This window comes from Caballeronia sp. BCC1704 (assembly GCF_902833455.1).
Lineage (GTDB): Bacteria > Pseudomonadota > Gammaproteobacteria > Burkholderiales > Burkholderiaceae > Caballeronia.
On sequence record NZ_CADFFT010000002.1, the window covers coordinates 1 to 22,046 of the forward strand.

The 22,046-nt window shown below is 63.3% G+C and carries 20 protein-coding genes and 1 rRNA gene; 4 read left to right on the plus strand and 17 right to left on the minus strand.

The features are described from left to right. The 8 genes from HWX53_RS09790 to HWX53_RS09825 all read right to left on the minus strand — a co-directional run. Window positions 1–108 (minus strand): 16S ribosomal RNA (locus HWX53_RS09790); the annotation flags it as partial. 427 nt (window positions 109–535) lie between these two features. Continuing rightward, on the minus strand, window positions 536–880 hold the full coding sequence (locus tag HWX53_RS09795) for a DUF4148 domain-containing protein (RefSeq protein ID WP_175940672.1): 345 nt from the start codon (window positions 878–880) through the stop codon (window positions 536–538). 558 nt (window positions 881–1,438) lie between these two features. Further along, window positions 1,439–3,352, minus strand: a complete 1,914-nt coding sequence (locus HWX53_RS09800; protein WP_175940673.1) for a response regulator — start codon at window positions 3,350–3,352, stop codon at window positions 1,439–1,441. Then, complete coding sequence (locus HWX53_RS09805) at window positions 3,349–5,103, minus strand: ATP-binding protein (protein WP_175940674.1); 1,755 nt, start codon at window positions 5,101–5,103, stop codon at window positions 3,349–3,351. Before HWX53_RS09805 ends, HWX53_RS09800 begins: the two co-directional genes overlap by 4 nt. Further along, the gene (locus tag HWX53_RS09810; RefSeq protein ID WP_175940675.1) at window positions 5,103–6,173 is read right to left on the minus strand and encodes an ATP-binding SpoIIE family protein phosphatase; all 1,071 of its coding nucleotides are present in this window, start codon (window positions 6,171–6,173) and stop codon (window positions 5,103–5,105) included. Before HWX53_RS09810 ends, HWX53_RS09805 begins: the two co-directional genes overlap by 1 nt. Then, complete coding sequence (locus HWX53_RS09815; protein ID WP_175942294.1) at window positions 6,158–6,598, minus strand: anti-sigma regulatory factor; 441 nt, start codon at window positions 6,596–6,598, stop codon at window positions 6,158–6,160. Before HWX53_RS09815 ends, HWX53_RS09810 begins: the two co-directional genes overlap by 16 nt. Before the next feature lie 22 nt (window positions 6,599–6,620). After that, window positions 6,621–6,980: an STAS domain-containing protein gene (locus HWX53_RS09820; protein WP_175940676.1), complete on the minus strand. Its 360-nt coding sequence runs from the start codon at window positions 6,978–6,980 to the stop codon at window positions 6,621–6,623. Between the two features lie 53 nt (window positions 6,981–7,033). Continuing rightward, window positions 7,034–7,951 carry an STAS domain-containing protein gene (locus tag HWX53_RS09825; protein ID WP_175940677.1) on the minus strand — a complete coding sequence of 306 codons (918 nt, stop codon included), beginning with the start codon at window positions 7,949–7,951 and terminating at the stop codon, window positions 7,034–7,036. A gap of 395 nt (window positions 7,952–8,346) precedes the next feature. Between HWX53_RS09825 and HWX53_RS09830 the strand changes: the two genes are divergently transcribed. From HWX53_RS09830 to HWX53_RS09840, 3 genes are all read left to right on the plus strand, one after another. Further along, on the plus strand, window positions 8,347–9,726 hold the full coding sequence (locus tag HWX53_RS09830) for a nucleobase:cation symporter-2 family protein (protein ID WP_175940678.1): 1,380 nt from the start codon (window positions 8,347–8,349) through the stop codon (window positions 9,724–9,726). Between the two features lie 25 nt (window positions 9,727–9,751). Continuing rightward, the gene (locus tag HWX53_RS09835) at window positions 9,752–10,585 is read left to right on the plus strand and encodes an alpha/beta hydrolase (RefSeq protein WP_175940679.1); all 834 of its coding nucleotides are present in this window, start codon (window positions 9,752–9,754) and stop codon (window positions 10,583–10,585) included. Window positions 10,586–10,726: 141 nt separating this feature from the next. Next, entirely contained in the window at window positions 10,727–11,329 is a 603-nt protein-coding gene (locus tag HWX53_RS09840; RefSeq protein ID WP_175940680.1) for a phasin family protein, read from the plus strand. Window positions 11,330–11,344: 15 nt separating this feature from the next. Here the strand turns inward: HWX53_RS09840 and HWX53_RS09845 are convergent, their stop codons facing one another. The 7 genes from HWX53_RS09845 to HWX53_RS09875 all read right to left on the minus strand — a co-directional run bounded on the left by HWX53_RS09845 (window position 11,345) and on the right by HWX53_RS09875 (window position 17,910). After that, window positions 11,345–12,145 (minus strand): exodeoxyribonuclease III, encoded by an 801-nt coding sequence (locus tag HWX53_RS09845; RefSeq protein ID WP_175940681.1) that lies wholly within the window; start codon window positions 12,143–12,145, stop codon window positions 11,345–11,347. A 181-nt stretch (window positions 12,146–12,326) separates the two neighbouring features. Beyond that, window positions 12,327–13,217 (minus strand): ABC transporter permease, encoded by an 891-nt coding sequence (locus tag HWX53_RS09850; protein WP_175940682.1) that lies wholly within the window; start codon window positions 13,215–13,217, stop codon window positions 12,327–12,329. Continuing rightward, a complete protein-coding gene (locus HWX53_RS09855) occupies window positions 13,214–14,038 on the minus strand; it encodes an ABC transporter ATP-binding protein (protein WP_175940683.1) in 825 nt (274 codons plus the stop codon). The genes HWX53_RS09850 and HWX53_RS09855 overlap by 4 nt, the downstream gene beginning before the upstream one ends. 112 nt (window positions 14,039–14,150) lie before the next feature. After that, the gene (locus HWX53_RS09860; protein ID WP_175940684.1) at window positions 14,151–15,170 is read right to left on the minus strand and encodes an ABC transporter substrate-binding protein; all 1,020 of its coding nucleotides are present in this window, start codon (window positions 15,168–15,170) and stop codon (window positions 14,151–14,153) included. A 39-nt stretch (window positions 15,171–15,209) separates the two neighbouring features. Continuing rightward, a complete protein-coding gene (locus HWX53_RS09865) occupies window positions 15,210–16,100 on the minus strand; it encodes a TauD/TfdA family dioxygenase (protein ID WP_175942296.1) in 891 nt (296 codons plus the stop codon). 115 nt (window positions 16,101–16,215) lie between these two features. After that, window positions 16,216–17,412, minus strand: a complete 1,197-nt coding sequence (dinB, locus tag HWX53_RS09870; protein WP_175940685.1) for a DNA polymerase IV — start codon at window positions 17,410–17,412, stop codon at window positions 16,216–16,218. 132 nt (window positions 17,413–17,544) lie between these two features. Beyond that, a complete protein-coding gene (locus HWX53_RS09875; protein ID WP_175940686.1) occupies window positions 17,545–17,910 on the minus strand; it encodes a hypothetical protein in 366 nt (121 codons plus the stop codon). 241 nt (window positions 17,911–18,151) lie between these two features. Between HWX53_RS09875 and HWX53_RS09880 the strand changes: the two genes are divergently transcribed. After that, entirely contained in the window at window positions 18,152–19,729 is a 1,578-nt protein-coding gene (locus HWX53_RS09880; protein ID WP_175940687.1) for an MDR family MFS transporter, read from the plus strand. A 29-nt stretch (window positions 19,730–19,758) separates the two neighbouring features. Here the strand turns inward: HWX53_RS09880 and HWX53_RS09885 are convergent, their stop codons facing one another. Then, window positions 19,759–20,001: a hypothetical protein gene (locus tag HWX53_RS09885; protein WP_175940688.1), complete on the minus strand. Its 243-nt coding sequence runs from the start codon at window positions 19,999–20,001 to the stop codon at window positions 19,759–19,761. 177 nt (window positions 20,002–20,178) lie between these two features. Beyond that, the gene (locus tag HWX53_RS09890) at window positions 20,179–22,002 is read right to left on the minus strand and encodes an alkaline phosphatase D family protein (RefSeq protein ID WP_175940689.1); all 1,824 of its coding nucleotides are present in this window, start codon (window positions 22,000–22,002) and stop codon (window positions 20,179–20,181) included. Between the last annotated feature and the right edge of the window lie 44 nt (window positions 22,003–22,046).

Genomic DNA, 22,046 nt, shown 5'->3' on the forward strand with positions numbered 1-22,046 from the left:
ACCCGTTCGCCACTCGCCGCCAGGCCGAAGCCCGCGCTGCCGTCCGACTTGCATGTGTAAGGCATGCCGCCAGCGTTCAATCTGAGCCAGGATCAAACTCTTCAGTTCAATGCCTGTTACTGTTTTCGGTTTCTAAGAAACCGGTCGCTCACTCAACGTACTGACGATGATTAATCCGTCCTAAGACAGATAAACCTTCCTCTGATACTTCGTGTGAGACTCTTGATACTTTTGCTTATGCCGCAGCGCCTAAGCACCGCAACCGCACTCGCCATCAAGCGCCCACACTTATCGGCTGTTAGTTTTTAAAGAGCAGTTGCACAAGAATCGCGTTGCTTATTTGCTTGCTTTCTTGCGCGCCGTCATTCAACGGGAGGCGAATTATGACTGGCGCAAGACAGGTAGGTCAACCCCTTTTTCCAAATTATTTTCGGGCGACGATTAGGCACTAAAAACGACAGGTAAAGAAGCGCCAGTGCGTGAATTCACAGCACGATATCCGTCTGGCGCGCAGAGCATCGATAGGTTCGAGCGCTCAGTTTCCGAAGAATGGTACGCAGAAGTCCGCCGGACCGACGCAATCCGCCGCCGCAGACGACGAGCCGCCGCGCCGCATCGGCCCCGACGCAACTGCACCTGATTGCATGCCGCCGTAAGCCTCTTGCGCATTCTGCGCTGCGACCTTGGCCTCTGCCGCCTGAATGTCCGCGGGGTACGTCGCGTTCTCTCCCGTGGCCGGCGAGAATCCGGCCCGCTCCAGCTGCACGAGTTCAGCCTTGACTTGTGCGCGAGTCACCGGGCCCGTCTGGGCCTGAGCGAATGCAAACGCCGGCGCGACGACAGCGGCGACCGACAAGACGATTTTAGCGATGGTGTTCATGGTGAGTGCAAACTCCGACGAGTAGGGTTGACGTAGATCGCATGCGATCCGCTAACCTCGCTCGGCCCGGGTTCCAAGCATTGAGGCTTCGAATGGTTAACCGCGGCACATCGCGATCTATTCCATCGCGAGAACGCTCGCATGCCGTGCGTGTTCGTCAAATCGTTGGCTATCACCCAACACGTCTGGCGCTCGCGAAGATACGCGCCGGCGACAACGTCGATGCATGCGCCGGCGGGGGCTGTCGTCTCGGACGATCGAAGCGATCACGTATCACCACAGTTTCACCGTGTTTATATGTAGACGTCCTTACGAATCGAAGCGGAGGTGGCTCACACGGGAAACTCCTCGACACTGCGAGCGATATGTGAAGGAACACGCGTCACACAGCCGAAATACAGCCTACATCTCCGCGCCCCGCCGATGCCCAAAGCGCTCCGTTCCCCGCCACGAGGCAAAAAACGAAAGACGCGCGCCGCCCGATCCCGCAACCGTTGCCGCCACGCGCATCACAATCGCTTCAAGCGGATCGCACGCCAACACCATCGCCGAGCCCCTTCACCCCCCAAACCGCCCCCGCACGGCCTTTAAAATCTCCGCGAACGCCACCGGCTTCACCAGATGATGATCGAAGCCCGCTTCCCTCGATCGCTGCCGGTCATTCGCCTGCCCATAGCCCGTTACCGCGAGCATCAGCGCATCCTGCGTCGCGGGACGCGAACGCATCTCGGCCGCGAGCGTGTAGCCGTCCATTCCCGGCAGTCCGATATCGAGGAGGATGATCTGCGGCGCGAAGCTGTCGCTGATGGCGAGCGCCGTGGTCGCGTCATGCGCGGTGCGCACATCGAAGCCATCGGCTTCCAGCAGTAACGACATCGCCGTTGCGGCATCCACGCTGTCATCGACGAGCAGCACGCGCATGCCGCCGCTCACGCTCGCCGGCTCGCGCTCCACCGCACGCGGCGCGACTTCCGCTCCCTTCGCGAGCGGCAGCCACACGACGAACTCGCTGCCCTGATGCGGCCCGGCGGAATACGCGTCGATACGGCCGCCCTGCAATTCGACAAGCGTCTTTGCCAGCGGCAAGCCGATGCCGAGCCCGCCTTCCGAGCGTTCGAGCGATGTCTCCGACTGCACGAACAGATCGAAGATATGCGGCAGCATGTCCGCCGCAATGCCGATGCCCTTGTCGCGCACGGTGATCCGCACTTCGTCGCCGACCTGCTCGGTCTCGATAGCGACCTCGCCTTCTTCGACGCTGTACTTCGACGCGTTCGACAGCAGATTGCCGAACACCTGCGCGATCCGCACGCTGTCGCCGATGATGAAGAGCGGCGCATCCGAGAGCTTGGTCGTGAGCCGGTGACGCTTCCTGTCGAGCGCGGGCTGCGTCGTTTCGATCGCCGCTTCGACCGCCGCCGCGATATCCACCACTTCGCGCCGCAGCGTGATCTTGCCCTGCGTGATGCGCGCGACGTCGAGCAGATCGTCGACGAGACGGCTCAGATGCCGCACTTGCCGGTCAATGATCGAGCGCACCGTCGAAAAGTTCTGCGCCGAGGGCGCGCGGTCGGGGTCGAGCAGGTCCACGGCGTTGCGAATCGGCGCGAGCGGATTGCGCAACTCGTGCGCGAGCATCGCGAGGAACTCGTCTTTACGGCGGTCGGCATCGCGTAACAGCATCTCCGCGGCCTTGCGCTCCGAGATGTCGTTGACGATACCCGCGATACGCGCCGGCCGCCCCTGCGCATCGCGTACGAGCGACGCACGCTCGGACACCCAGCGCGGTTCGCCATGCGCGCGCGGAATACGATATTCGACCTGATACGGCGCGCCGCTCGCGAGCAACTGTCGGTACGCCGCCGCGACATGCTCGCGATCCAGCGGATGAATCTCGCCCGACCAGTGATCCGGGCCGGGTTCGGGCGTCGGTGCGCCATCGCCGGAATTCCACAGCCGCGCGTAGGCGGGGCTCACATAAAGCAGGCGATTCGCGGCAGGATCGAGCATCCAGAAGACGTCGTCGATATTTTCCGCAAGCTGGCGAAACCGCTCCTCGCTCTCGCGCAACGCGTTTTCCGCGAGCCGCACGCGCAGCAGCGCGCGCACGTGCGCGATCAGTTCGGCAGGCTCGACCGGCTCGGTCAAATAGCTGTCCGCGCCGCCTTCCAGACCGCGAATGCGATCCATGCTATGGACCGCCGCCGCCGACGTTTGCAGCACGAGCGTTCCCGCCGTTTCCGCCGACGCCTTGATCTGCCGGCACACTTCGAGGCCGTTGATATCGGGCAGCTTCACGTCGAGCAGCACGAGATCCGGCGATTCCGCGCGCACGCGCTCCAGCGCGGCGGTGCCGGTTCCCGCCTCGATCACGTTGAATCCGGCACGCGACAGAATGCGCGTCTTCGCGTAGCGCGCGCCGTCGTTGTCGTCGACGTTGAGGATCAGCACCTCGGTCCAGTCGCTTTTCATGTCGCCAACCCTTCCCCGCGACGCAAGCCCTCCATCGCCTTCGACACCATGTCCAGCACGCCGGCCAGTTCTCCGCCGGAGATCGGCTTCTGGATGAATGCCGCCGCGCCGAGCGCCTCTGCCTCGTTGCGATCCTCGGCCTCGCCGAGCACCACGACCGGCACATTGCGCGTCGCTGCCTGCGCGCGCAATGCGGCGAGCCAGATCCACGCTTCGGATGCCGCGGGCCGCACCGCGAGCAGCAGCGCGGCCGGCGGCGTGCGCGCGAGCGCGCGACTCGCTTCATCGAGCGTCGCGGCGCTCACCGTGCGATACGGCGAAGCCTTGAGCGCGGCCTCGCAATCCAGCCGCTCGATCGGATTGCTCGCGACGACGAGCACCATCGGACGTGCGTCGCCGTGCGCGGCTTGCATGCTGTCCGGCGCGCCGTATTCGGCCGGTATCGTCGCAATAAAGGTTGAGCCGCGTCCGAGTTCGCTCTCGAGCGAGACATCGCCGCCGAGCAGCTTGCAGAGCTTCCTGCACAGCGGCAGGCCGAGCCCCGTGCCCTTCACGTATTGCTGAAGCCGGTTCTCGACTTGTCCGAATTCTTCGAAGACGACGTGCTGGTGCTCGGGCGCGATGCCGATGCCCGTGTCCTTCACCGCGAACGTGATGAGGCGCCGCACTTCGTCATAACTCGCCGACACGCGCACCTCGCCCCGCTCGGTGAACTTGAGCGCGTTCGACACGAAGTTGCGCAGCACCTGCGCGACCTTGGCTTCGTCGGTGCGAATGGGCGGAAGCCCTTCGCACGATTCGAAGACGAGTTCGACCGCGCCGCCCGGCGTGAGCGGGCGCAGCATGCCGCGCAGCGCCGAAAAAAGCGTGTCGACCTCGAATTCCGTGGCGCGCACTTCGATCTTTCCGGCTTCGATCTTCGCGAGGTCGAGCAGATCGTCGACCGTTTCGGAGAGATCTTCCGCCGCCTTGCGGATGAAGCGCACCTGCTTTTCCTGCTCCTCCGTCAGATCGCCGTCGATACGTTCGAGCAGCAGCTTGGACAGCGCGCGAATCGACGAAAGCGGCGTGCGGAATTCATGGCTCATGTTCGACAGGAAGCGCGATTTCGACTCATCCGCGCGGCGCAGATGATCGGCGCGCGCGTCGAGTTCGGCGTACAGCGCGACGACGCCGCGATTCGTGTCTTCGAGTTCGCGCGTGAGGCGCGTGAGTTCTTCCTGGCGCTCGCGCAAGTCGGCGAGCGCGCCGATCAGCTCGCGGTTCTGACGCGCGAGTTCCGCAGTCGAATCTTCGCTGTCCTGGCGCGACAGCGTGGCTGATATGGCTTGCACCGCGCCCGCATCGACAGGCGCATTGTCCGGCAGCGTCTTCGCGAGCGAAATGGCCGTGCCGCCGCCAACTTCGTCGGCGATCGCGCATTGGTCCATTAAGCGCTGCGCGGCGAGCAGGCCGAGTGCGGCTTGCGAGTCGTCGTGCTTCATCGCGCGAAGCCGCTCGCCCGCGCTCGCGCACGCCAGAAATCGCACGACGAAGCGCGGCGGATACGTCGCGTCGTCGACCACGAAATCCGCCCGCGCCCGCGCGCCGGCGGTGAGCACCGTGCGCGCCGCTTCGAGCACGGAGGTCGAAATGCGCGTCTGGTCCTGCGCAGAGAAGCCGAGCGCGGCGCTCGCGTCGCGCGCCTTGCGGCGAGCCGCGACGATGTCGTGCTCGCCGTCGATCTGCATCGAGTAGAGCGGAAGCGTCATCACGCGCTCCCGGCCGCGCGGGCGACGAACACGGTGACGTCGTCGCGGCCACGCGAGAAATCGCGGTACAGCACCGCCGCGACGAGCGCCGGATGCCGCGCGCTCAGGCCCGGATAGCGCGCGAGATCCCAGCGCGAACCGATTCCATCCGAATGCAGCACGACGAGCGCGTTGGGCGGATACGGCACGTCGAATTGCTGCACGCGTCGCGCTCCGTGCCCGACGATGCCGCTGTGCGACACCAGATGCCGGTGCGAATCCTCCGTCCACACGCTCGCCGCGATATTGCCGATGCCGGTGAACGCGACCTTCGCGCCGCTCGCCGACGCGGCATTTGCAAGCACCGGCATGCGCGCGATGCCGACCGCCGCTCCGCGCGTCGGGCGCAAGGCTTCGTTCGCAAGCTCCATGATGCGTTCGAGCGGCGCGTCGCCGTGGCAGCCGAGCACGCGCGCCGCTTCGACCGCCGCGACGTTCGCGAGCGGCCCGTGACCCAGGCCGTCCGCGACGAGCACGGTAAAACCGTCCTTGCCCGCGCTACAGGACCACGCGTCGCCGCAGACGGTCTCGCTCGGAAGCGGCAGGTTCACGACGCCGTAGGTGACGCGCGCCGCACCGATGGACCCGGCGGCAGGCGCGGCCGCGCGGTTCCAGCAGACGACGCGCATCACCGTGCCTTGCTGCGGCCTGCTCCAGATATCGAGCTCGCCAGACAGACGCCGGATCGCGCCCATGCCGTTGCCGGGACTGCCCGCCGTCGTGTAGCCGTCCTCGAAGCAGCGGTAAAGATCGTGGATGCCGGGGCCGCTATCGACGGACAGAATCTCGATGCCGTAACGGTCGCCCGCATCCAGCAGCGGACGCACGAGCAACTCGCCGCTGCCCGCATGTTTGAGAAGATTGGTGCCGCATTCGGTGACGACAATCGCGAGCTCGCCCGCGACTGTCTCGTTGAAACCGAGCCCGCGCGCCAGTTCGCCGATCGAGCGTCGCGCGAAGGCTATCTGGCTCGCCTCCGCGATCTCGTGGCGCTGTTGCGCGGCCATCGATTCCTTCAGAACGGTTTCCATTTCGTGATCGAGACGTGCGTACCTTCACCCGGCGCAGAGCGGATATCGAACTCGTCGCACAGGCGTTTGGCGCCGCCGAGACCCAGTCCCAGCCCGCTGCCGGACGTGTAGCCGTCCGAGAGCGCGCGGGCGATGTCGGGAATGCCGGGCCCGTTGTCGACGAATTCGAGTTTGAGGCCACGGCGGCCATTGCGCTCGACGATCGTGCAATGCACGTCGCCGCCGCCACCGTAGATGAGCGTGTTGCGTGCCAGTTCGCTCGCCGCCGTCACGAACTTGGTCTGATCGATGAGCGACAAGCCCTGCGCCACCGCCTTCTCGCGCACGAACTGGCGCAGCCGCACGATCTGCTCGTCCGAGCGGATCGGCAGCGTCTCGGCCGGTGAGGAGGCAGCGCGCGCTGCCGAGGAATCGAAGGTGATCATGGAATGGTTCGCTTGGCGGCCGTCAGACCGCGCCGCCCCCGGTAAGCAGCGCCATGCCTTTTTCCACATTGAGCGCCGTGCGCACGCCCGAGAGCGTGAGCCCGAGTTCCACGAGCGTGATCGCGACTGACGGCTGCATGCCGACGACGACCGTCTCTGCGTCCAGCACCCGCGCCATCGCCGCCGTGTTGCCGATCATCCTGCCGATGAACGAATCCACCACGTCGAGCGACGAAATGTCGATCAGCACGCCCTTCGCGCCGTCTTTCACGATGCGGCTCGTCAGGTCGTCCTGCAGCGCGAGCGCGAGGCGGTCGTGCATGTCCACTTGAATGGTGACGAGCAGCAGCTTGCCCATCGTGAGAATTGGAATGCGATCCATCGCTTGGGGCCCTGTTCAGTCGCGTTGCATGCGGTTGTCGATCTCGCGCGCCGTCATTCCGGCAGCGACGAATCGTGCAAGCCGCCCGCGCCGTTGCGCGTGGCGTTGTCTTGCGCGCCCGCCGCCGTCACGGACTTGCCGGTGCGCTGCAGCGCGACGATGAACGCCGCCGCGAGCGACGCCTTCGTCGTCACGTTCGACAGGTTCACGCCCAGATGCACGATGGTCTGCGCGATCTGCGGACGAATGCCGCTGATGATGCAGTCCGCGCCCATGAGCCGCGCCGCCGCGACCGTCTTGAGCAGGTGCTGCGCGACGAGCGTGTCGACGGTCGGCACGCCCGTGATGTCGATGATCGCGATGGCCGCGCCGGTTTCCACGATCTTCTGCAGCAGGTTCTCCATCACGACTTGCGTGCGCGCCGAGTCCAGCGTGCCGATGAGCGGCAACGCGAGAATGCCGTCCCACAGTTGCACGACGGGCGTCGACAATTCGAGCAGTTCCTGCTGCTGGCGCACGATCACTTGCTCACGGCTCGCCTGAAACACTTCGGTGGTGTAGAGGCCGAGTTCGTCGAAGAGCGAGCTGACGGTCCATGTGAGATCCGCGAGCGCGGCGGGATCGGTCGCGAGTTGCTGACGCAGACGCGCGACGAGCGGTTGCTTCAGCGAGAAAACGAACATCGCGGTTTCGACCGGCGAGAAGCCCTGGCGGGCGCGCTGCCCCGACATATCCGCGAGAAACGCGCGTACTTCCTGCCAGTGCGACGCCTTGAAATCGACGCGATCCGACGCTGCGAGCGCGCCCAGCAGCAACGAGATGAACTGCCCGAACTGATTGCGCAACTCGGCTTCCCCGACGAGTCCGCGCCGCGACGCGATGGCATGCTGCTGCGTGATCCACTCGGCGAGCAATTCCGCCTGGTTCGAAGTAAAGAGTTGGGCGAGTCGCGTTCCGCCGACCATTTCCATGCCGAGATCCCTGTGCGAATGATGGTTTTTTTGGGCGCCAAAGCCCCGGATGTCGCCGATATTTGCGTTGAAAGCATCGGGCCGCGTATGCCGCGCCCGCCCCCGCGCAACGCAAAGGCGCTCGGAATGTAGCACGCCATCTTGAAAATCGACAGTGCGCGCGGCCTTGATTTTCAAGCCTTAACGCGATTCCTGCGAAGAATCGTCGTGGAAATTTGGGGATCGGGAAAATGTGCCGGGCGTTCGATAGCGGCTGGACAAAAGACGGTCATATGTCCCTGCCGCGCTTCGAAGAACGTGCGATGCCGCTTATAGCGGCGCGATTATTTTTTTGCGCGTCAGCGGGTGCAATACTCGCTCGCACATCACGCGATAACCCGCCGCCCGGAGCGCACATGGCCCAAACCCATCATCCCGTCGACGAAGTGCTGCCCCTCGGACAGATGCTCGCCGTCGCCATACAGCACGTGCTCGTCATGTATGCGGGCGCCATTGCCGTGCCGCTCATCATCGGCGCGGCGCTCAAGCTGCCGAAGGATCAAGTCGCGTTTCTGATCAGTTCGGACCTCTTCGCATGCGGCGTCGTCACGCTGATTCAGTGCATCGGCATCTGGAAGTTCGGCATCCGGCTGCCCGTCATCATGGGCGTCAGCTTTGCGCCGGTCGGGCCGATGGTCGCGATGGCTTCATCGAGCGCGGGACTGCCGGCCATCTTCGGCGCGACTATCGCCGCGGGCGTGTTCGCCATCGTCATCGCGCCGTTCTTCGGGCGGCTGATGCGGTTCTTCCCGCCTATCGTGACCGGCACCATCATCCTGACCATCGGCATGACGCTATTTCCCGTCGCGATCAACTGGGCAGGCGGCGGACATGGCGCGCCGCATTTCGGCGAACCGAGGAACCTGATGATCGCAAGCATCGTGCTGCTCGCCATTCTGCTCATCAACAAGTATCTGAAGGGCTTTGTCGCCAACATCTCGGTGCTGCTCGGCATGGCGATCGGCTTTCTCGTCGCGTTGCCGATGGGCCTCGTGAACTTCTCGGGCGTCGGGCGTGCCGCGTGGTTCGCGCCGGTGCGGCCGTTCGCGTTCGGCTTGCCGACCTTCGACATCGCGGCGATCGCGTCGTTGTGCCTCGTGATGATCGTCATCATGGTCGAATCGCTCGGCATGTTCCTCGCTCTCGGCGATCTCGCGATGCGTCCCGTCACGCGCGCCGATGCCACGCGCGGCCTTCGCACGGACGGACTCGGCACTGTGATCGGCGGCGTGTTCAACACGTTTCCGCATTCGTCGTTTTCGCAGAATATCGGGCTCGTCGGCATTACCGGCGTGAAAAGCCGCTGGGTCGTCGCGGTATCGGGCGTTATCCTGATGCTGCTCGGGCTATTGCCGAAGCTCTCCAATCTGATTGCGTCGATACCGGTCGTCGTATTGGGCGGCGCGGGCATCGCGATGTTCGGCATGGTCGCGGTCACCGGCGTCAAGATCCTCAGCAAAGTGGATTATGAAAACAAGAACAACCTGCTCATCATTGCCATCAGTCTCGGCGTCGGCGTCATCCCGCTCGCGGCGCCGACGTTCTTCGCGCAAATGCCCGCGTGGGCCGGCCCGCTCACGCATAGCGGCATCACGCTTGCCGCGATCTTCGCGATCTGTTTGAACGCGCTGTTCAATCGCAGACAATCTGCGGACACCGTGCAGCGCGACATTGCGGCGGACATGCCGCTGAGTTTGCGGCAAAGCGATGAACCCCGCATGCGCCCGCGCGAATGACAAACCAATTGCATTGCAGCGACTCATGATCGAAGCACTATGCGTTCTACTGGCGGCCGTTGCTTTGGCGTATCTCTTTGCGCTCGCCGCGCTGTATTGGCTGCAAGGGCGGCTCGTGTATCCGTTGGAACAGATTCAGGCTTTCGTCGATGCGACGCTCGAAGAGAGCACCGAAGTCATCACGCTGCAAACGCAAGACGGCCTCGTGCTGAAGGCGCGTTATTGCGCGCCGCCCGACGCGCACGCGCCGACGGTGCTGCTATTTCACGGCAACGGAGAAGACCTGACGCAACGCGCGCACATTGCGCTCGAAATGATCGAAGCCGGCTACGGCGTGTTGCTCGCCGAATATCGCGGCTATGGCGGCAATCCCGGCAAGCCGCACGAGGCCGGGCTTTATGCCGACGCGCGCGCCGCTTACGCCTTCGCTCGCGCGCGTTCCCCATCTATCGTGCTGCACGGCTATTCGCTGGGATCTGGCGTAGCCGTGCAGCTCGCGGGCGAAGCGAGCGTGACCGCGCTCATACTGGAAGCGCCTTTCACCAGCATCGTGGATGTGGCGGCCGCGCGCTTTCGCTTCTTTCCGGTCCGGGCGCTCGCACGCGACCGCTATGACAACCTCTCGAAGATCGCTTCGATACGCGCGCCTATCCTCATCTACGGCGGAACGCGGGACTTCGTTGTGCCGCCTGTTCACTTTCAGCGTCTTTTCGAAGCGGCACGAGGCGACAAACATCTGGCGATGATCGAGGACGCCGACCATCTCGATGCATGGCGCAACGGCGGGCGAGCACACGTCATGCAGTTTCTGGCCTCTCTGAGCGCGCGCGAACGGCAGAAAACCTCCGACGCAACGTGACCGGTCGTGCTTGAAAAAATCGGGCCTCGGACGGGAACCGGCTAGCATGGGCTTCGTCAGAATCAACTCACAAGGCGCGGCTGTCCCGCCCCGCATTCGTTATTTACCGATTGATATTCGGCTTAAGGAAAGGAGCGGTCAATGTTTCAGTATCCCAATCTCATCGCTTATCAGATGCCGTCGATCGCACGCGCCAATCTTCTGGCGTTTCTCAACGCGAGCGAGCGGTTCGCGAACGGCCTGCATGCGCTGACAGAACTGAATGTTCAGACGGTGCGCACGGTCATCGAGGAAAGCAATTCACTGCTGCGCACTGGCGACGAGACGAGCCCCGGCGAAGTGTTGAGCTGGCAGTCGGTGATGCTCGCGCAGTTGCCGCAGAAGGCGGCTTCGTATGGACAGCATGTGCTGTCGATCATCACGTCGACCGAAGCGGACATTCTCGGCGAAGTGCGCAGCCAGTACGAGCGCAACGGCATCACGCTGAAGGGCCTGTTCGATAGCGGCGCGCAAGCGGCGCAAGAAACGACGGAATCGACGAGCCTCGTCGTGACCAATCTCACGGAAACGACGAGCGAAGCAGCGGCGAACACGTCGGGCGTAATCCTCGATGCAAGCGGCGAGATCGCAAACGAAGCGGCCAGCGAGTCCGCCGACGAAACGAAGCAACTGGTTCTGCCCGCGGAAGAAGCGCAGAGCGCGCCGGGGAAGCCGCCGCGTTCGTCGTCGCGTCGTCAAGGCTAACCACCCGAGGCGGTCTTACTCGGCCGCCTTCTTCTTCGCACGCGGCTCCTTCAATACGACCCATGCGGGCGCATGGTCGCTCGCGTGCGGCTCGCCGCGCACCCACGTGTCGACGCCTGCATCCTGAAGCCGGGGCGCAAGATCCTTGCTGAGCAAGATGTGATCGATGCGCAGCCCCGAGTTCGTCTGCCAGTGCTGGCGGAAGTAATCCCAGAAGGTATAGATGCGCTCATCGGGATGCTTCTTGCGCAGCGCATCCGTCCAGCCCTGCGCGAGCAGCTTCGCGAAAGCCGCGCGGCTTTCCGGCTGAAGCAAGGCATCCTTGAGCCATGAGCGCGTGTTGTAGATGTCTTCGTCGGTCGGCACGACGTTATAGTCGCCCGCCAGTACCACCGGATGCCCGCTTTCGAAAAGCGTCTTGGCGTGCGCGTTGAAGCGCTCCATCCATGCGAGCTTGTAGTCGAACTTCGGGCCCGGCTGCGGGTTGCCGTTGGGAAGATAAAGACAGCCGATCAGGATGCCATGCACCGCCGCTTCGATATAACGGCTGTGCGTGTCGTCTTCGTTGCCGGGCAGGCCGCGACGGCTCAGAACCGGCTCGGCGTCCCTCGCCAGTATCGCCACGCCGTTCCACGATGCCTGTCCGTGCCACACCGCGCCATAACCGGCAGCCTGTATGGCGGAAATGGGGAACTGCGCGTCGGTCGCCTTGAGTTCCTGCAAGCAGACGACATCCGGCGCTTCGCGTTCGAGCCAAGCGAGCAAGGCATCGAGACGCGAGCGTATGCCGTTGATGTTGAAGGTCGCGATTTTCATCCAGCGGTCTCCATCGGTCATGGCGTCATATCGCCGTCGATCGTACACGCATCGCACGATGCGTGCCGCCACGGTTGACCTTGGAGGATTGGAAGAAAATCAAGTCGATTCGGGCATTCGCAAGTTCTTCTCGATGCCCGAGTCTTCAGTGTGTGCCGCGCCGCATTCAGCCCATTGCAATCTACGACTGAACGCCCCAGCGCCGCACGGTCACGCGTTCGATGGTATCGAAGACGAGATGTTCGACCGCCAACCCGATCACGATGACCGCTGCCAGCCCGGCGAACACGCGGTCCGTATAGAGTTCGTTGCGGTTCTGGAAGATGTACCAGCCCAGTCCGCCCCTGCCCGAACTCGCGCCGAACACGAGTTCCGCTGCGATCAAGGTGCGCCACGCGAACGCCCAGCCCACTCGCAAGCCGGCGAGAATGGACGGCAACGCGGCGGGCACGAGAATCAGCACGACGTGCCGCAGGCCCGTAAGCCCGTAATTGCGGCCGGTCATTCGCAAGGTCGACGGAACGGCCTGGAATCCCGCGTACGTGTTGAGCGCGAGCGGCCACAGCACCGAGTGCACGAGCACGAAAAGAAGACTGCCGGTGCCGAGCCCGAACCACAACAACGCGAGCGGCAGCAACGCAATGGAGGGCAAGGGATTGAACATGGCGGTGAGCATCGAAAGAATGTCACGGCCGATGCGGGTCGATACCGCCAACGATGTCAACACGAACGCGAGCGCCGCGCCGAGCAGATAACCGCGCAGCAGCACGGACAGGGAGATCGCGGTCTTGGCGATCAACTCACCGGAAACAATGCCCTGCGCAAACGCAACGCACGTCGCGCTGAAGGTCGGCAAGAGCAGGTCGTTATCGACCACGCGCGCGACGCATTCCCATAACGCCATGAGCACGAGCGCGATCAGCAACTTACGCAGCCACGCGCGGTCGAAAAGACGCGTCGAAAGCGGCAAGGTCGCGTCGCGCTGCGTCACATCGGCTGCGGGCGAAAGTGTCGACGGATGCCGTTCAAACTCGGGCCGCACCGGCGGTTCGATCAAATGCGGCGTGCTCATTGCGCGATCTCCTCTTCGAACAACAGACGATGGATACGCGCGACGCTCTGTTGAAAGTCGCCTCGGCCCACGCTCTCCTGCGAATACTGATGACTGTTCAATTCGGCGCGCACGCGGCCAGGATGCGGTGTCAACAGCAGAATCCGGTTACCGACGATCAGCGCCTCTTCAATGGAGTGCGTCACGAACAACAACGTGAAGCGTTCATCGCTCCACAGCCGCAGCAGTTCTTCCTGCATGCGGCGGCGCGTGAGCGCATCGAGCGCGGCGAACGGCTCGTCCATGAGAAGCACGCGCGGTTGCATCGCAAGCGCTCGCGCAATCGCGACACGCTGCTTCATTCCGCCGGACAGCGTATGCGGATAAGCGTCGGCCACATGCGCAAGGCCGACCTTGTCGAGATAGTGAAGCGCCCGTTCACGGGCTTCTGCGCGGCCCAGCTTGCGCGCGACACGCAACGGAAAAGCCACGTTTTGCAGGACCGTCTTCCAGGGCGGAAGCTGGTCGAACTCCTGGAACACGACAATGCGGTCCACGCCCGGTCCGCGCACGCGCTCGCCGTCGATTTCGATGCTGCCCGCCACCGGCTGAATGAACCCGGCCACTGCCTTCAGCAAGGTGGACTTGCCGCAACCCGACGGTCCCAGCAGCACGAAGCGGTCGGCGCCATAGACGTCGAAACTCACGTCATGCGTCGCGCGCACGAGACGCTCCGGGGTGCGGTATTCCAGCGAGACATTACGCGCGCTCAACAGCTTGGTGGTCGATAGAACGGCCTTGTTGCTCTCGACCGGATACAGCACATGAGGATTGGCAGCCATGATCGCAGTGCAAAAACGCAAACCATCAAGATACCGGCGCGCGTTTCGGAGCCTAACCAATGAATGCGCATATTCAATGCACGATCGCGGATAAGGCGCTCGCTCGAATCGATCAACTTCCGTCGCGCGTGGCGGGGTCGCTAAAGAAGTAGTCTTGCCACGACTTCGGTTCATTCTTGATGACGCCCACGCGATGCATGAACTGCGCGAGCGCGAAGGTGTTCTGTGGCGCGATCTTGAACTGCACCGAAGGGTCCGTGATGATCTTGACGAGCAAGGCGCGGTCAATCTTGGCCTGATTCACGCGCAGATAGATGTCCGCTGCTTCGTTCGGATGCTGCGTCACGAAGCGCGCGGCATCGGCTAAACCATCGACGAAGGCGCGATACGTCTTGGGATTCGCGTTGCGGAACTTCTCGGTCGCATAGAGCACCGTCGCGGAACTGGGTCCGCCGAGGACGTCGTAGGAACTGAGAACGATGTGCGCCTTCGGGTTGCCCGCCAACTCCTGCTGCTGAAACGGCGGGTTGCCGAAATGCGCGTTTATTTCCGTGCCGCCCGCGATGATCGCGGCGGCTGCATCCGGGTGCGGCACCGCTTGCGTCAGCTTGTCGAGGCGATCGAACTCTTTGTCGCCCCACTGCTTCGCGGCGGCATATTGCAGAATGCGCGACTGCACCGACACGCCCACGGCAGGCAACGCAATACGGTCCTTGTCCGTGAAATCGGCGATGGTCTTCACGCGCGGATCATTCGATACGAGGTAATAAGGCAGATTGCCGAGCGAAGCGACGCCCTTTACGTTCTGGCGCCCGTGCGTGCGGTCCCAGATGGTCAAGAGCGGACCGACGCCTGCCGCTGCAATATCCACGGACCCGGACAGCAGCGCGTCGTTGATGCTCGCGCCGCCGGAGAGCTTCGCCCAATCCACCTTGATATCGATGCCCTGCTTCTTGCCTTCCTGCTCGATAAACTTCTGGTCGCGCGCCACGTTCAGGAGCAAATAGACGACGCCATATTGCTCCGCAATGCGCAGCGTGCCTTCCGCGAAGGCGCTGCAAGTGCCACCGAGCGAAAGCGCCAACGCGCAGACAAAGGCGCGCAACGCGCCCTTCCCTTTTCGAGAATGCATCGAAAAACCCCGTGTTTGTAGGACTATTTGTGGTTCGGCTCAGAAAGGCGCATCGCCTTCGATGGTGGTCCGATACAGCTTGCGGCGCTGATCGTCCGGCGTGCCCGCGGCCAGATGCATGACCGAGCGGTTGTCCCAGAACACCATGTCATGGTCGCGCCAAACATGCCGATAGACGAATTCGGGTCGCACGCTGTGCGCGAAGATCTCGTCGAGCAATGCGCGGCTTTCATCTTCCGGCATATCGACGATGCGCGTGGTGAAGTGCTCGCTCACGAAGAGCGCCTGACGACCCGTCTCCGGATGCGTGCGCACGATGGGATGCACGACCGGCTTCACCTGCGCGATCTGCTCGGGTGTGAGATTCGGACGCCACGGACTACGCCTTTGCAGCTCCGCATATTTCGCGAGATAGGTGTGCTCCGCGAAGCGCCCCTCGACCGCGTTCTTCAGATGCGCGGGCAACGTCTCCCACGCGAGATGCTGATTCGCAAACAGCGTGTCGCCGCCTGTCGATGGGAGCTCTTGCGCATGAAGCATCGAGCCGAGGCTCGGCTTCTCTTTGTATGAGAGATCCGAATGCCAGAAGTGGCCGGCGTCGCCGAGTCCAATAGGCTTGCCGTTCTCGATGATGTTCGACACCACGAGCACTTCGGGATAGCCGGCCAGTCCGAACTGGTGCAAGACGTGAATCTGCAATGGACCGAACCGCTTGCTGAAGGCGACCTGCTGCGCGGGCGTGATGCGCTGTTCGCGGAACACGAGCACGTGATAGTCGAGGTGAGCGCGATGAATGCGCGCGAAATCCTCAGCGGACAAGGGCTGCGACAGGTCGAGCCCGATGACCTCTGCGCCCAGCGGGCCGTCGAACGGACGAATGACGATATGTTGCTCGACGGCCTCGGCAGCGTCGTGAGTCGGCGAAAGAATGGTCACGGTGTAGTGAAAAGCGGCGGACAGACGAATAATCTACGCCCGGCGCGCTCGCGCGGCAACGAACGATGCGCGATTTGATTATCTGGCGTGATGCTAAGACCGGGAGAGGTCAGTCTTCGATCGCATCGAAAGGCAATTCGACCTGTACCGGCGCGACGGAAACGCCGGCTTCGTCAGCGGACTCCAGCGCGCTCACGCGCACGCCGAGCAGTCGCAGTCTTTTGTCGAGCACGATTCGTTTGAGGCACTCGGTCGCTGCGCGACGAATTTCGGATGCGTCGGCCGTGGCGACCGAAATCGTCAAGTCGCGCGTGACGGTGCGAAAGTCGTCGAAACGCAGCTTGATGCCGACGGTGCGCCCCACGTAACCTTTGCGCGCGAGATCGTCCGCCACGCGCTTGCAAAGGCCCGTGAATTCCGCCGAAAGCGTGGCGCGGTCGTGCTTAGGATGCAGGTCGCGCTCGAACGTGGTCTCGCGGCTCATGGACTTGGGCGTGGAACTCACGACGACAGGCCGCTCGTCCTGCCCTTGCGCGATGCGCGCGAGCCATGCCGCATAAGTCGGACCGAAGTGCGATTGCAGAAGGCCGAGGTCGGCGGCCGCGATATCGCCCACGGTCACGATGCCGAGCGCGGCGAGCTTGTCATTTGCCTTGGGCCCGATGCCGTTCACCTTGCGCGCGGCCAGCGGCCAGATGCGCGTGGGCAGGTCGTTCATCGTAAGAATGGTGAGACCGTCGGGCTTGTCCAGTTCCGAGCCGATCTTCGCGAGCAGCTTGTTCGGCGCGATGCAAATGGAACACGTAAGGCCGGTCGCTTCGCGCACCGCGTCTTTCATGCGCTGACCAATGTCCGCGGAATCGCCGGGCATGTCGGTGACGTCGATATAAATCTCGTCGATGCCGCGGTTCTCGATCTGCGTGGTGAATCCGGCAATCGCCGCTTTGAAGAGGCGCGAGTAATGCCGGTAAGACTCGAAATCCGTCGGAAGAAGAATGGCGTCGGGCGCGAGCTGGGCCGCTTTCATCATGCCCATTGCGGAGAAGACGCCGAACTTGCGGGCTTCGTACGTGGAGGTCGTCACCACGCCGCGGCCCGCGTAGTCGCGCAATCGCTTGAAACGGCGCGTGCCGTCCGCCAGCGTCTCGGGCGCGGCATTTCGGCCGCCACCGACCACCACCGGCTCGCCGCGCAGTTCCGGATAGCGCAGCAGCTCGACCGACGCGAAAAACGCATCCATGTCGAGGTGCGCGATACGGCGCGGCGGCGTCTCTGAGGCGAACGAGGAAGGCAGTGAGGCGTCCATCGACGGCGAAAGGCGAGCGCAAAAGCAAGAGCAAGAGCAAGAGCAAGAGCGCTTAGGGCCGAAGTCGAAAATGGCTTACTGTACATTCATACAGTGATTTTCGCCAGCGGCCTCTCAGTGACGCTTCAGCGGCTACTCTGCCGCGCGCTTTTCCGCAAGGGCGCGGCGGCAGTCGTCGAAGACCTGCCGGACCACATCCGACTGATAGTTGAGGTCTTCGCTGTCGAGAATCTCCTCGACGGCATCGCGCGCCCAGTCGGCCTCGAGTATCGCGCAATGACGCGCGGCCAGATCGCGCGCGATGGCGGCAAGTTTCGCGACCGTCAGCCAGTCCGCGAGCCGTTCATGCCTGTCGAGCCACTTGTGCGCGGCCTGCACGTGGAAAGCCGCCGCCGGCCAGTCTCCGTTCAGGTAGAACGCGCCCAGACTGCCGCATGTCAGCCAGCAGAGCAATTCGACGCGGTCCCGGGCACTCAGGGTACGAGGCACATCGTTCATGGCGGCGCTCACGAAGGACGTTTCGACGAGAGGTACGTCAGCGAATACGCTGCGTTCCGTATGAATTCCGTATGAAACAAGATAGCACGGGATGGTGCGGCGCGGCAGTGGCTTGCAAGAAAGGCATCGTGTGCTGACGAACGCATGAATCGCGGCTAAGAATTCCCTGCCTCGCGACGAAGGAGCATGTCAAAGGCGGTAAGTTAGACCGCGCCAGCAGTGCGTGGCGCGCCGGGATACCATGACGAGTCGAACCGCGCGTGCCCGCCGCGGATCGCGTCCTCTTTCATCAGATCCCGACCGCATGCCCCAACACAAGCAGACCGTCCGTCCCCTCGTCATTGCCGCAGTGATGGCCTCGATGGCCATGGTGGCGATCGAAGCCACCATCGTTTCGACTGCCATGCCGCAGATCGCCACGCAGCTCGGCGGCCTCAATCTGTATAGCTGGGTCTTCTCGTCGTTCCTGCTGACGCAGACCGCGCTTACCGTCGTATTCGGCAAGCTCGCGGATCTTTACGGCCGCAAGCCCGCGATACTCGCCGGCATTGCCATCTTTCTCGTCGGGTCGATACTCGCGGGCTTCGCGTGGTCGATGCCCGCCATGATCGTCTTCCGCCTGATACAAGGCGTCGGCGCCGGGGCCATTCTGCCGGTTGCGCTGACGGTGGTCGGCGACCTTTACCCGGCACGGGAACGCGGTAAGGTGCAGGGCTACCTCGCCAGCGTATGGGCCGTGTCTGCCGTGCTCGGGCCGATGGTCGGCGGCTTGCTCATCCGGCATCTTTCGTGGAGCTGGATTTTCTGGATCAACCTGCCGATCGGCGCGCTCGCCGCGCTGCTATTCGTGCTCTTTCTGCACGAGGAGAAGCGCCACGAACGTCCGGCAATCGACCTTGCAGGCGCGTTCCTCTTCACGGCCGCCGTCGCTTCGCTGATGATGGCGCTCACCGATGTCAGCACCGCAAGCAGCGCGCGCGTCGGCGTGGAAGTCGCGATATGCATCGTGGCGAGCGTGCTCTTCGTCATGCAGGAAAAGCGCGCCGCCGATCCGATGATCTCGTTCGGCTTATGGGCGCATCGCCCGATCGCGGCGGGCAACGCCGCGACGCTGCTCGCGGGCATGGCGTTGATGGGCCTGACCACGTTCCTGCCGATGTACGTGCAGGGCGTCATGCATCGCTCGCCGGTCGAAGCGGGCCTCACGCTCACGATGATGATGATCGGCTGGCCCAGCGGCGCCACCTTCACGTCACGCACCTTCAGCCGGATCGGGTTGCGCCGCTTACTGATCGGTGGGACCGTGTTCATTCCGCTCGGCGCGATTCCGTTCGTGCTTCTCACGCCGCAGTCGAGTCCGGTGTGGGCCGGCGTCGGCTCCGCGGTGATGGGCTTCGGCATGGGCATACTGAGCGTGTCGTGCCTGATCCTGATCCAAGAAATCGTCAAGCTGTCCGAGCGCGGGAGCGCTACTGCATCGAACCTCTTTGCCCGCAATCTCGGGAACACGCTCGGCGCGGCGGTGTTCGGCGCCGTGCAGAACTATGGACTGGGTCATGCGAGCGGCGTGCCGGCCGTTAGCGCGGATCAGTTGAAGCGCCTGTTATCGGCCGTGCCGGGCAACTTCGCAAGCAACGCGGAGATTCGCTTCGCGTTGCACCATGCGCTGCATCTGACCTTCACATCGATGTTCGTGATCGCGCTGGGCGCGGTCATTTCGATGCTGTTCATGCCCGCGGTAGACATCGGTCGGGCGCGTCCGACGGTGCAGACGCTCGGCGCGAACGATGCACCGGAACGCGTCGGCATCGACGCCTGATTTGGCGTCGATGCCTTGCACACTGGGTCTCAATCTTGCGCCTGAATGAGCGGGCTGTCCTGCTTGTCTTTGGACACGCTCGCATCTCCGCTTTGGCTTCCCGGCGCAGCGGAATCGTCGGCCGCGATGGTCTGCGTGTTCATGCCTTGTTGCGACGTGGGCGCGCCGGCATCCGGCTTGTAATGCGGCGCAGGACCATAGCCGCTTGCGAGCGCGTAAGGCGCGGCAAGCGAGGCCGCGACGAGAACAATGCCGGTGACTTTGCTGATCATGGTCGTACTCCTGAAGGTTTCAAATGTCCACTTCATCGGCCAATGCACTGCCCTGCCAGCATGCGACCTTCCGAAATGTGCACGCAGTCTACGTGCGTGACTCGACCGTGAAATCCCCCCAGAAGCGCGGATACGAATGGCGGAAGCGCCCTGAATGAAGCGCTTCGCGCACTGGCATCAGACGTTGTCTTCCACCGCTATCGCCACGGCGCCCGCATTGATCGTCAAACGCGTGCGCTTTTGCAAGGGGTTCTGCGGCGCGGTGCCGTCCGCGTTCAGCCCCTTCACCTTGTTGTAGATCGCGACGAACTGCGTGGGCGTGACTGTCGCCGATGCATAGCCGATTGCGTCGTGGTCCGCGTACAGCATGTCCGGATTATTCTGCCTGATGAACGCATCCAGTGCCGACGATGAAGTGATGAGCGATGCCAGCGGCATCCCTGCGACATAGTTCGTCGCATCCTGAAAGAAGGGGCGGCTGCTGACGCCCGCCGCCATGAGATCGACGAGCACGGGCGTGCCCGTCGCCGGATCGGGCACATCGCGCACGATGCCGGCCTGGAACGCATGAAGATCGCCCGTGATGGCGATGAGATTCGTGATGCCTTGCGCCTTCACGAACGACGTGAGATCGGCCTTGTGCGATGGATACCCGTCCCATGCGTCGCAATCCATCACGAAAACGAGGTTGTCGGGCGCAGGGGCGATCGAGCGCAGGTCGAGCCACAGGCGATTCATCATCACCTCGTTGCCCCATACCTTCCAGATCGAGGTCGAGGCTTTCAGCGTGTCCTTCCACCATTGCGTCTGCACCGGGCCGAGCATGGACGGAATGCGCCCAAGACGCTGCGTATCCGCCGCCTCGAACTGCGCGAGCACCTGTTGCGGCACCGCGTACCGCGAGCCGACAAGATCGTTGCCGTTCACCGGATCATGTCCCAGCTTCTGCGCGACAGCCGCTTCGCTGACCACATGATCGTCGCGATAGAGCCGCTCGTCGGTCATGACGAGGTGAATCAGCGAGCCGAAGTGAAAGTCCCGGTAAATGCGGATGTTGTCGTAGCTGGCGTTGTTGAGGTCGAACGACACGTCGCCCCAATCCACCGGCAAATATTCCGCCCACGCCTGATTCGCATTGCGGCGTCGCGCTGTCTGCTGCACGTTCGCATTGGTGTACGTCTGGTGGTCTTGCCAGCAATCGTCCGAGAACTCGTGATCGTCCCAGATGGCGATCACGGGAAAGCGCGCATGAACGGTCTGCAAGCGCGCGTCGCCGCGATACGTGCGATACAGCGTGCGGTAATCGGCGAGCGTGTTCGCATAGACGCCGCCGCCTGACATCGCGACGCCATCGGGCAAGGTGATCTGTGAATGCGCCGGCTCGGCGGCGTTCTTTTCGTTCGGACTACCGACGGTCTCGTAGATATAGTCGCCCAGATGCACGACGAAATCGAGGTCGGTTTCCGCGGCGAGCAGCGTGAGCGCCTGCCAGTGGTTCACGCTCCAGTTCTGGCAGACGAACCACGCGAAGCGCAGCTGGGGAAGCGATTCGGTGGCCGCCGCTGCGGTGCGTGTCGTGCCTGTCGCGCTGATGTCACTGCCGGCAATGAAGCGGTAGTAATAGGTCGTCTTCGCGCTGAGACCCGTGACCTTGGCTCGCACGGTGAAGTCGTAGTCGGGAATGGCGCTGAGGGGCACGCTCGCCGCGAGTTGCGAGAAATCGGGACGCGTGGAGACTTGCAGCGTCAGGGCGATTGCCGTTTGTGAGGCGTTGCTCGCATTGGCGACGCAGCGTGTCCAGAACACGACGGACGTATCGCGCGGGTCGCCGCTCGCGACGCCCTGCGCGAACGCGTACACGCCCGAAGGCGGTGGCGTGGTGCCGCCGCCCGCGCTGCTGCCGCCCTCGTCATCGCTCGAATGATGACAGGCCGCGAGCGTGCCGGACGCCGCCGCAACGGTATAGAACATGGACAACGACATAAAGCGGCGACGATCCATGACAGCCTCCAGAAAACGACGTGGCAGACAGACCATGCGCGCTC

Excerpts from the sequence above, each read along its gene's own strand:
- HWX53_RS09795 (WP_175940672.1), bottom strand. The coding sequence starts at position 880 with ATGAACACCATCGCTAAAATCGTCTTGTCGGTCGCCGCTGTCGTCGCG.
- HWX53_RS09800 (WP_175940673.1), bottom strand. The coding sequence starts at position 3,352 with ATGAAAAGCGACTGGACCGAGGTGCTGATCCTCAACGTCGACGACAAC.
- HWX53_RS09805 (WP_175940674.1), bottom strand. The coding sequence starts at position 5,103 with ATGACGCTTCCGCTCTACTCGATGCAGATCGACGGCGAGCACGACATC.
- HWX53_RS09810 (WP_175940675.1), bottom strand. The coding sequence starts at position 6,173 with ATGGAAACCGTTCTGAAGGAATCGATGGCCGCGCAACAGCGCCACGAG.
- HWX53_RS09815 (WP_175942294.1), bottom strand. The coding sequence starts at position 6,598 with ATGATCACCTTCGATTCCTCGGCAGCGCGCGCTGCCTCCTCACCGGCC.
- HWX53_RS09820 (WP_175940676.1), bottom strand. The coding sequence starts at position 6,980 with ATGGATCGCATTCCAATTCTCACGATGGGCAAGCTGCTGCTCGTCACC.
- HWX53_RS09825 (WP_175940677.1), bottom strand. The coding sequence starts at position 7,951 with ATGGAAATGGTCGGCGGAACGCGACTCGCCCAACTCTTTACTTCGAAC.
- HWX53_RS09830 (WP_175940678.1), top strand. The coding sequence starts at position 8,347 with ATGGCCCAAACCCATCATCCCGTCGACGAAGTGCTGCCCCTCGGACAG.
- HWX53_RS09835 (WP_175940679.1), top strand. The coding sequence starts at position 9,752 with ATGATCGAAGCACTATGCGTTCTACTGGCGGCCGTTGCTTTGGCGTAT.
- HWX53_RS09840 (WP_175940680.1), top strand. The coding sequence starts at position 10,727 with ATGTTTCAGTATCCCAATCTCATCGCTTATCAGATGCCGTCGATCGCA.
- HWX53_RS09845 (WP_175940681.1), bottom strand. The coding sequence starts at position 12,145 with ATGAAAATCGCGACCTTCAACATCAACGGCATACGCTCGCGTCTCGAT.
- HWX53_RS09850 (WP_175940682.1), bottom strand. The coding sequence starts at position 13,217 with ATGAGCACGCCGCATTTGATCGAACCGCCGGTGCGGCCCGAGTTTGAA.
- HWX53_RS09855 (WP_175940683.1), bottom strand. The coding sequence starts at position 14,038 with ATGGCTGCCAATCCTCATGTGCTGTATCCGGTCGAGAGCAACAAGGCC.
- HWX53_RS09860 (WP_175940684.1), bottom strand. The coding sequence starts at position 15,170 with ATGCATTCTCGAAAAGGGAAGGGCGCGTTGCGCGCCTTTGTCTGCGCG.
- dinB (WP_175940685.1), bottom strand. The coding sequence starts at position 17,412 with ATGGACGCCTCACTGCCTTCCTCGTTCGCCTCAGAGACGCCGCCGCGC.
- HWX53_RS09875 (WP_175940686.1), bottom strand. The coding sequence starts at position 17,910 with ATGAACGATGTGCCTCGTACCCTGAGTGCCCGGGACCGCGTCGAATTG.
- HWX53_RS09880 (WP_175940687.1), top strand. The coding sequence starts at position 18,152 with ATGACGAGTCGAACCGCGCGTGCCCGCCGCGGATCGCGTCCTCTTTCA.
- HWX53_RS09885 (WP_175940688.1), bottom strand. The coding sequence starts at position 20,001 with ATGATCAGCAAAGTCACCGGCATTGTTCTCGTCGCGGCCTCGCTTGCC.
- HWX53_RS09890 (WP_175940689.1), bottom strand. The coding sequence starts at position 22,002 with ATGGATCGTCGCCGCTTTATGTCGTTGTCCATGTTCTATACCGTTGCG.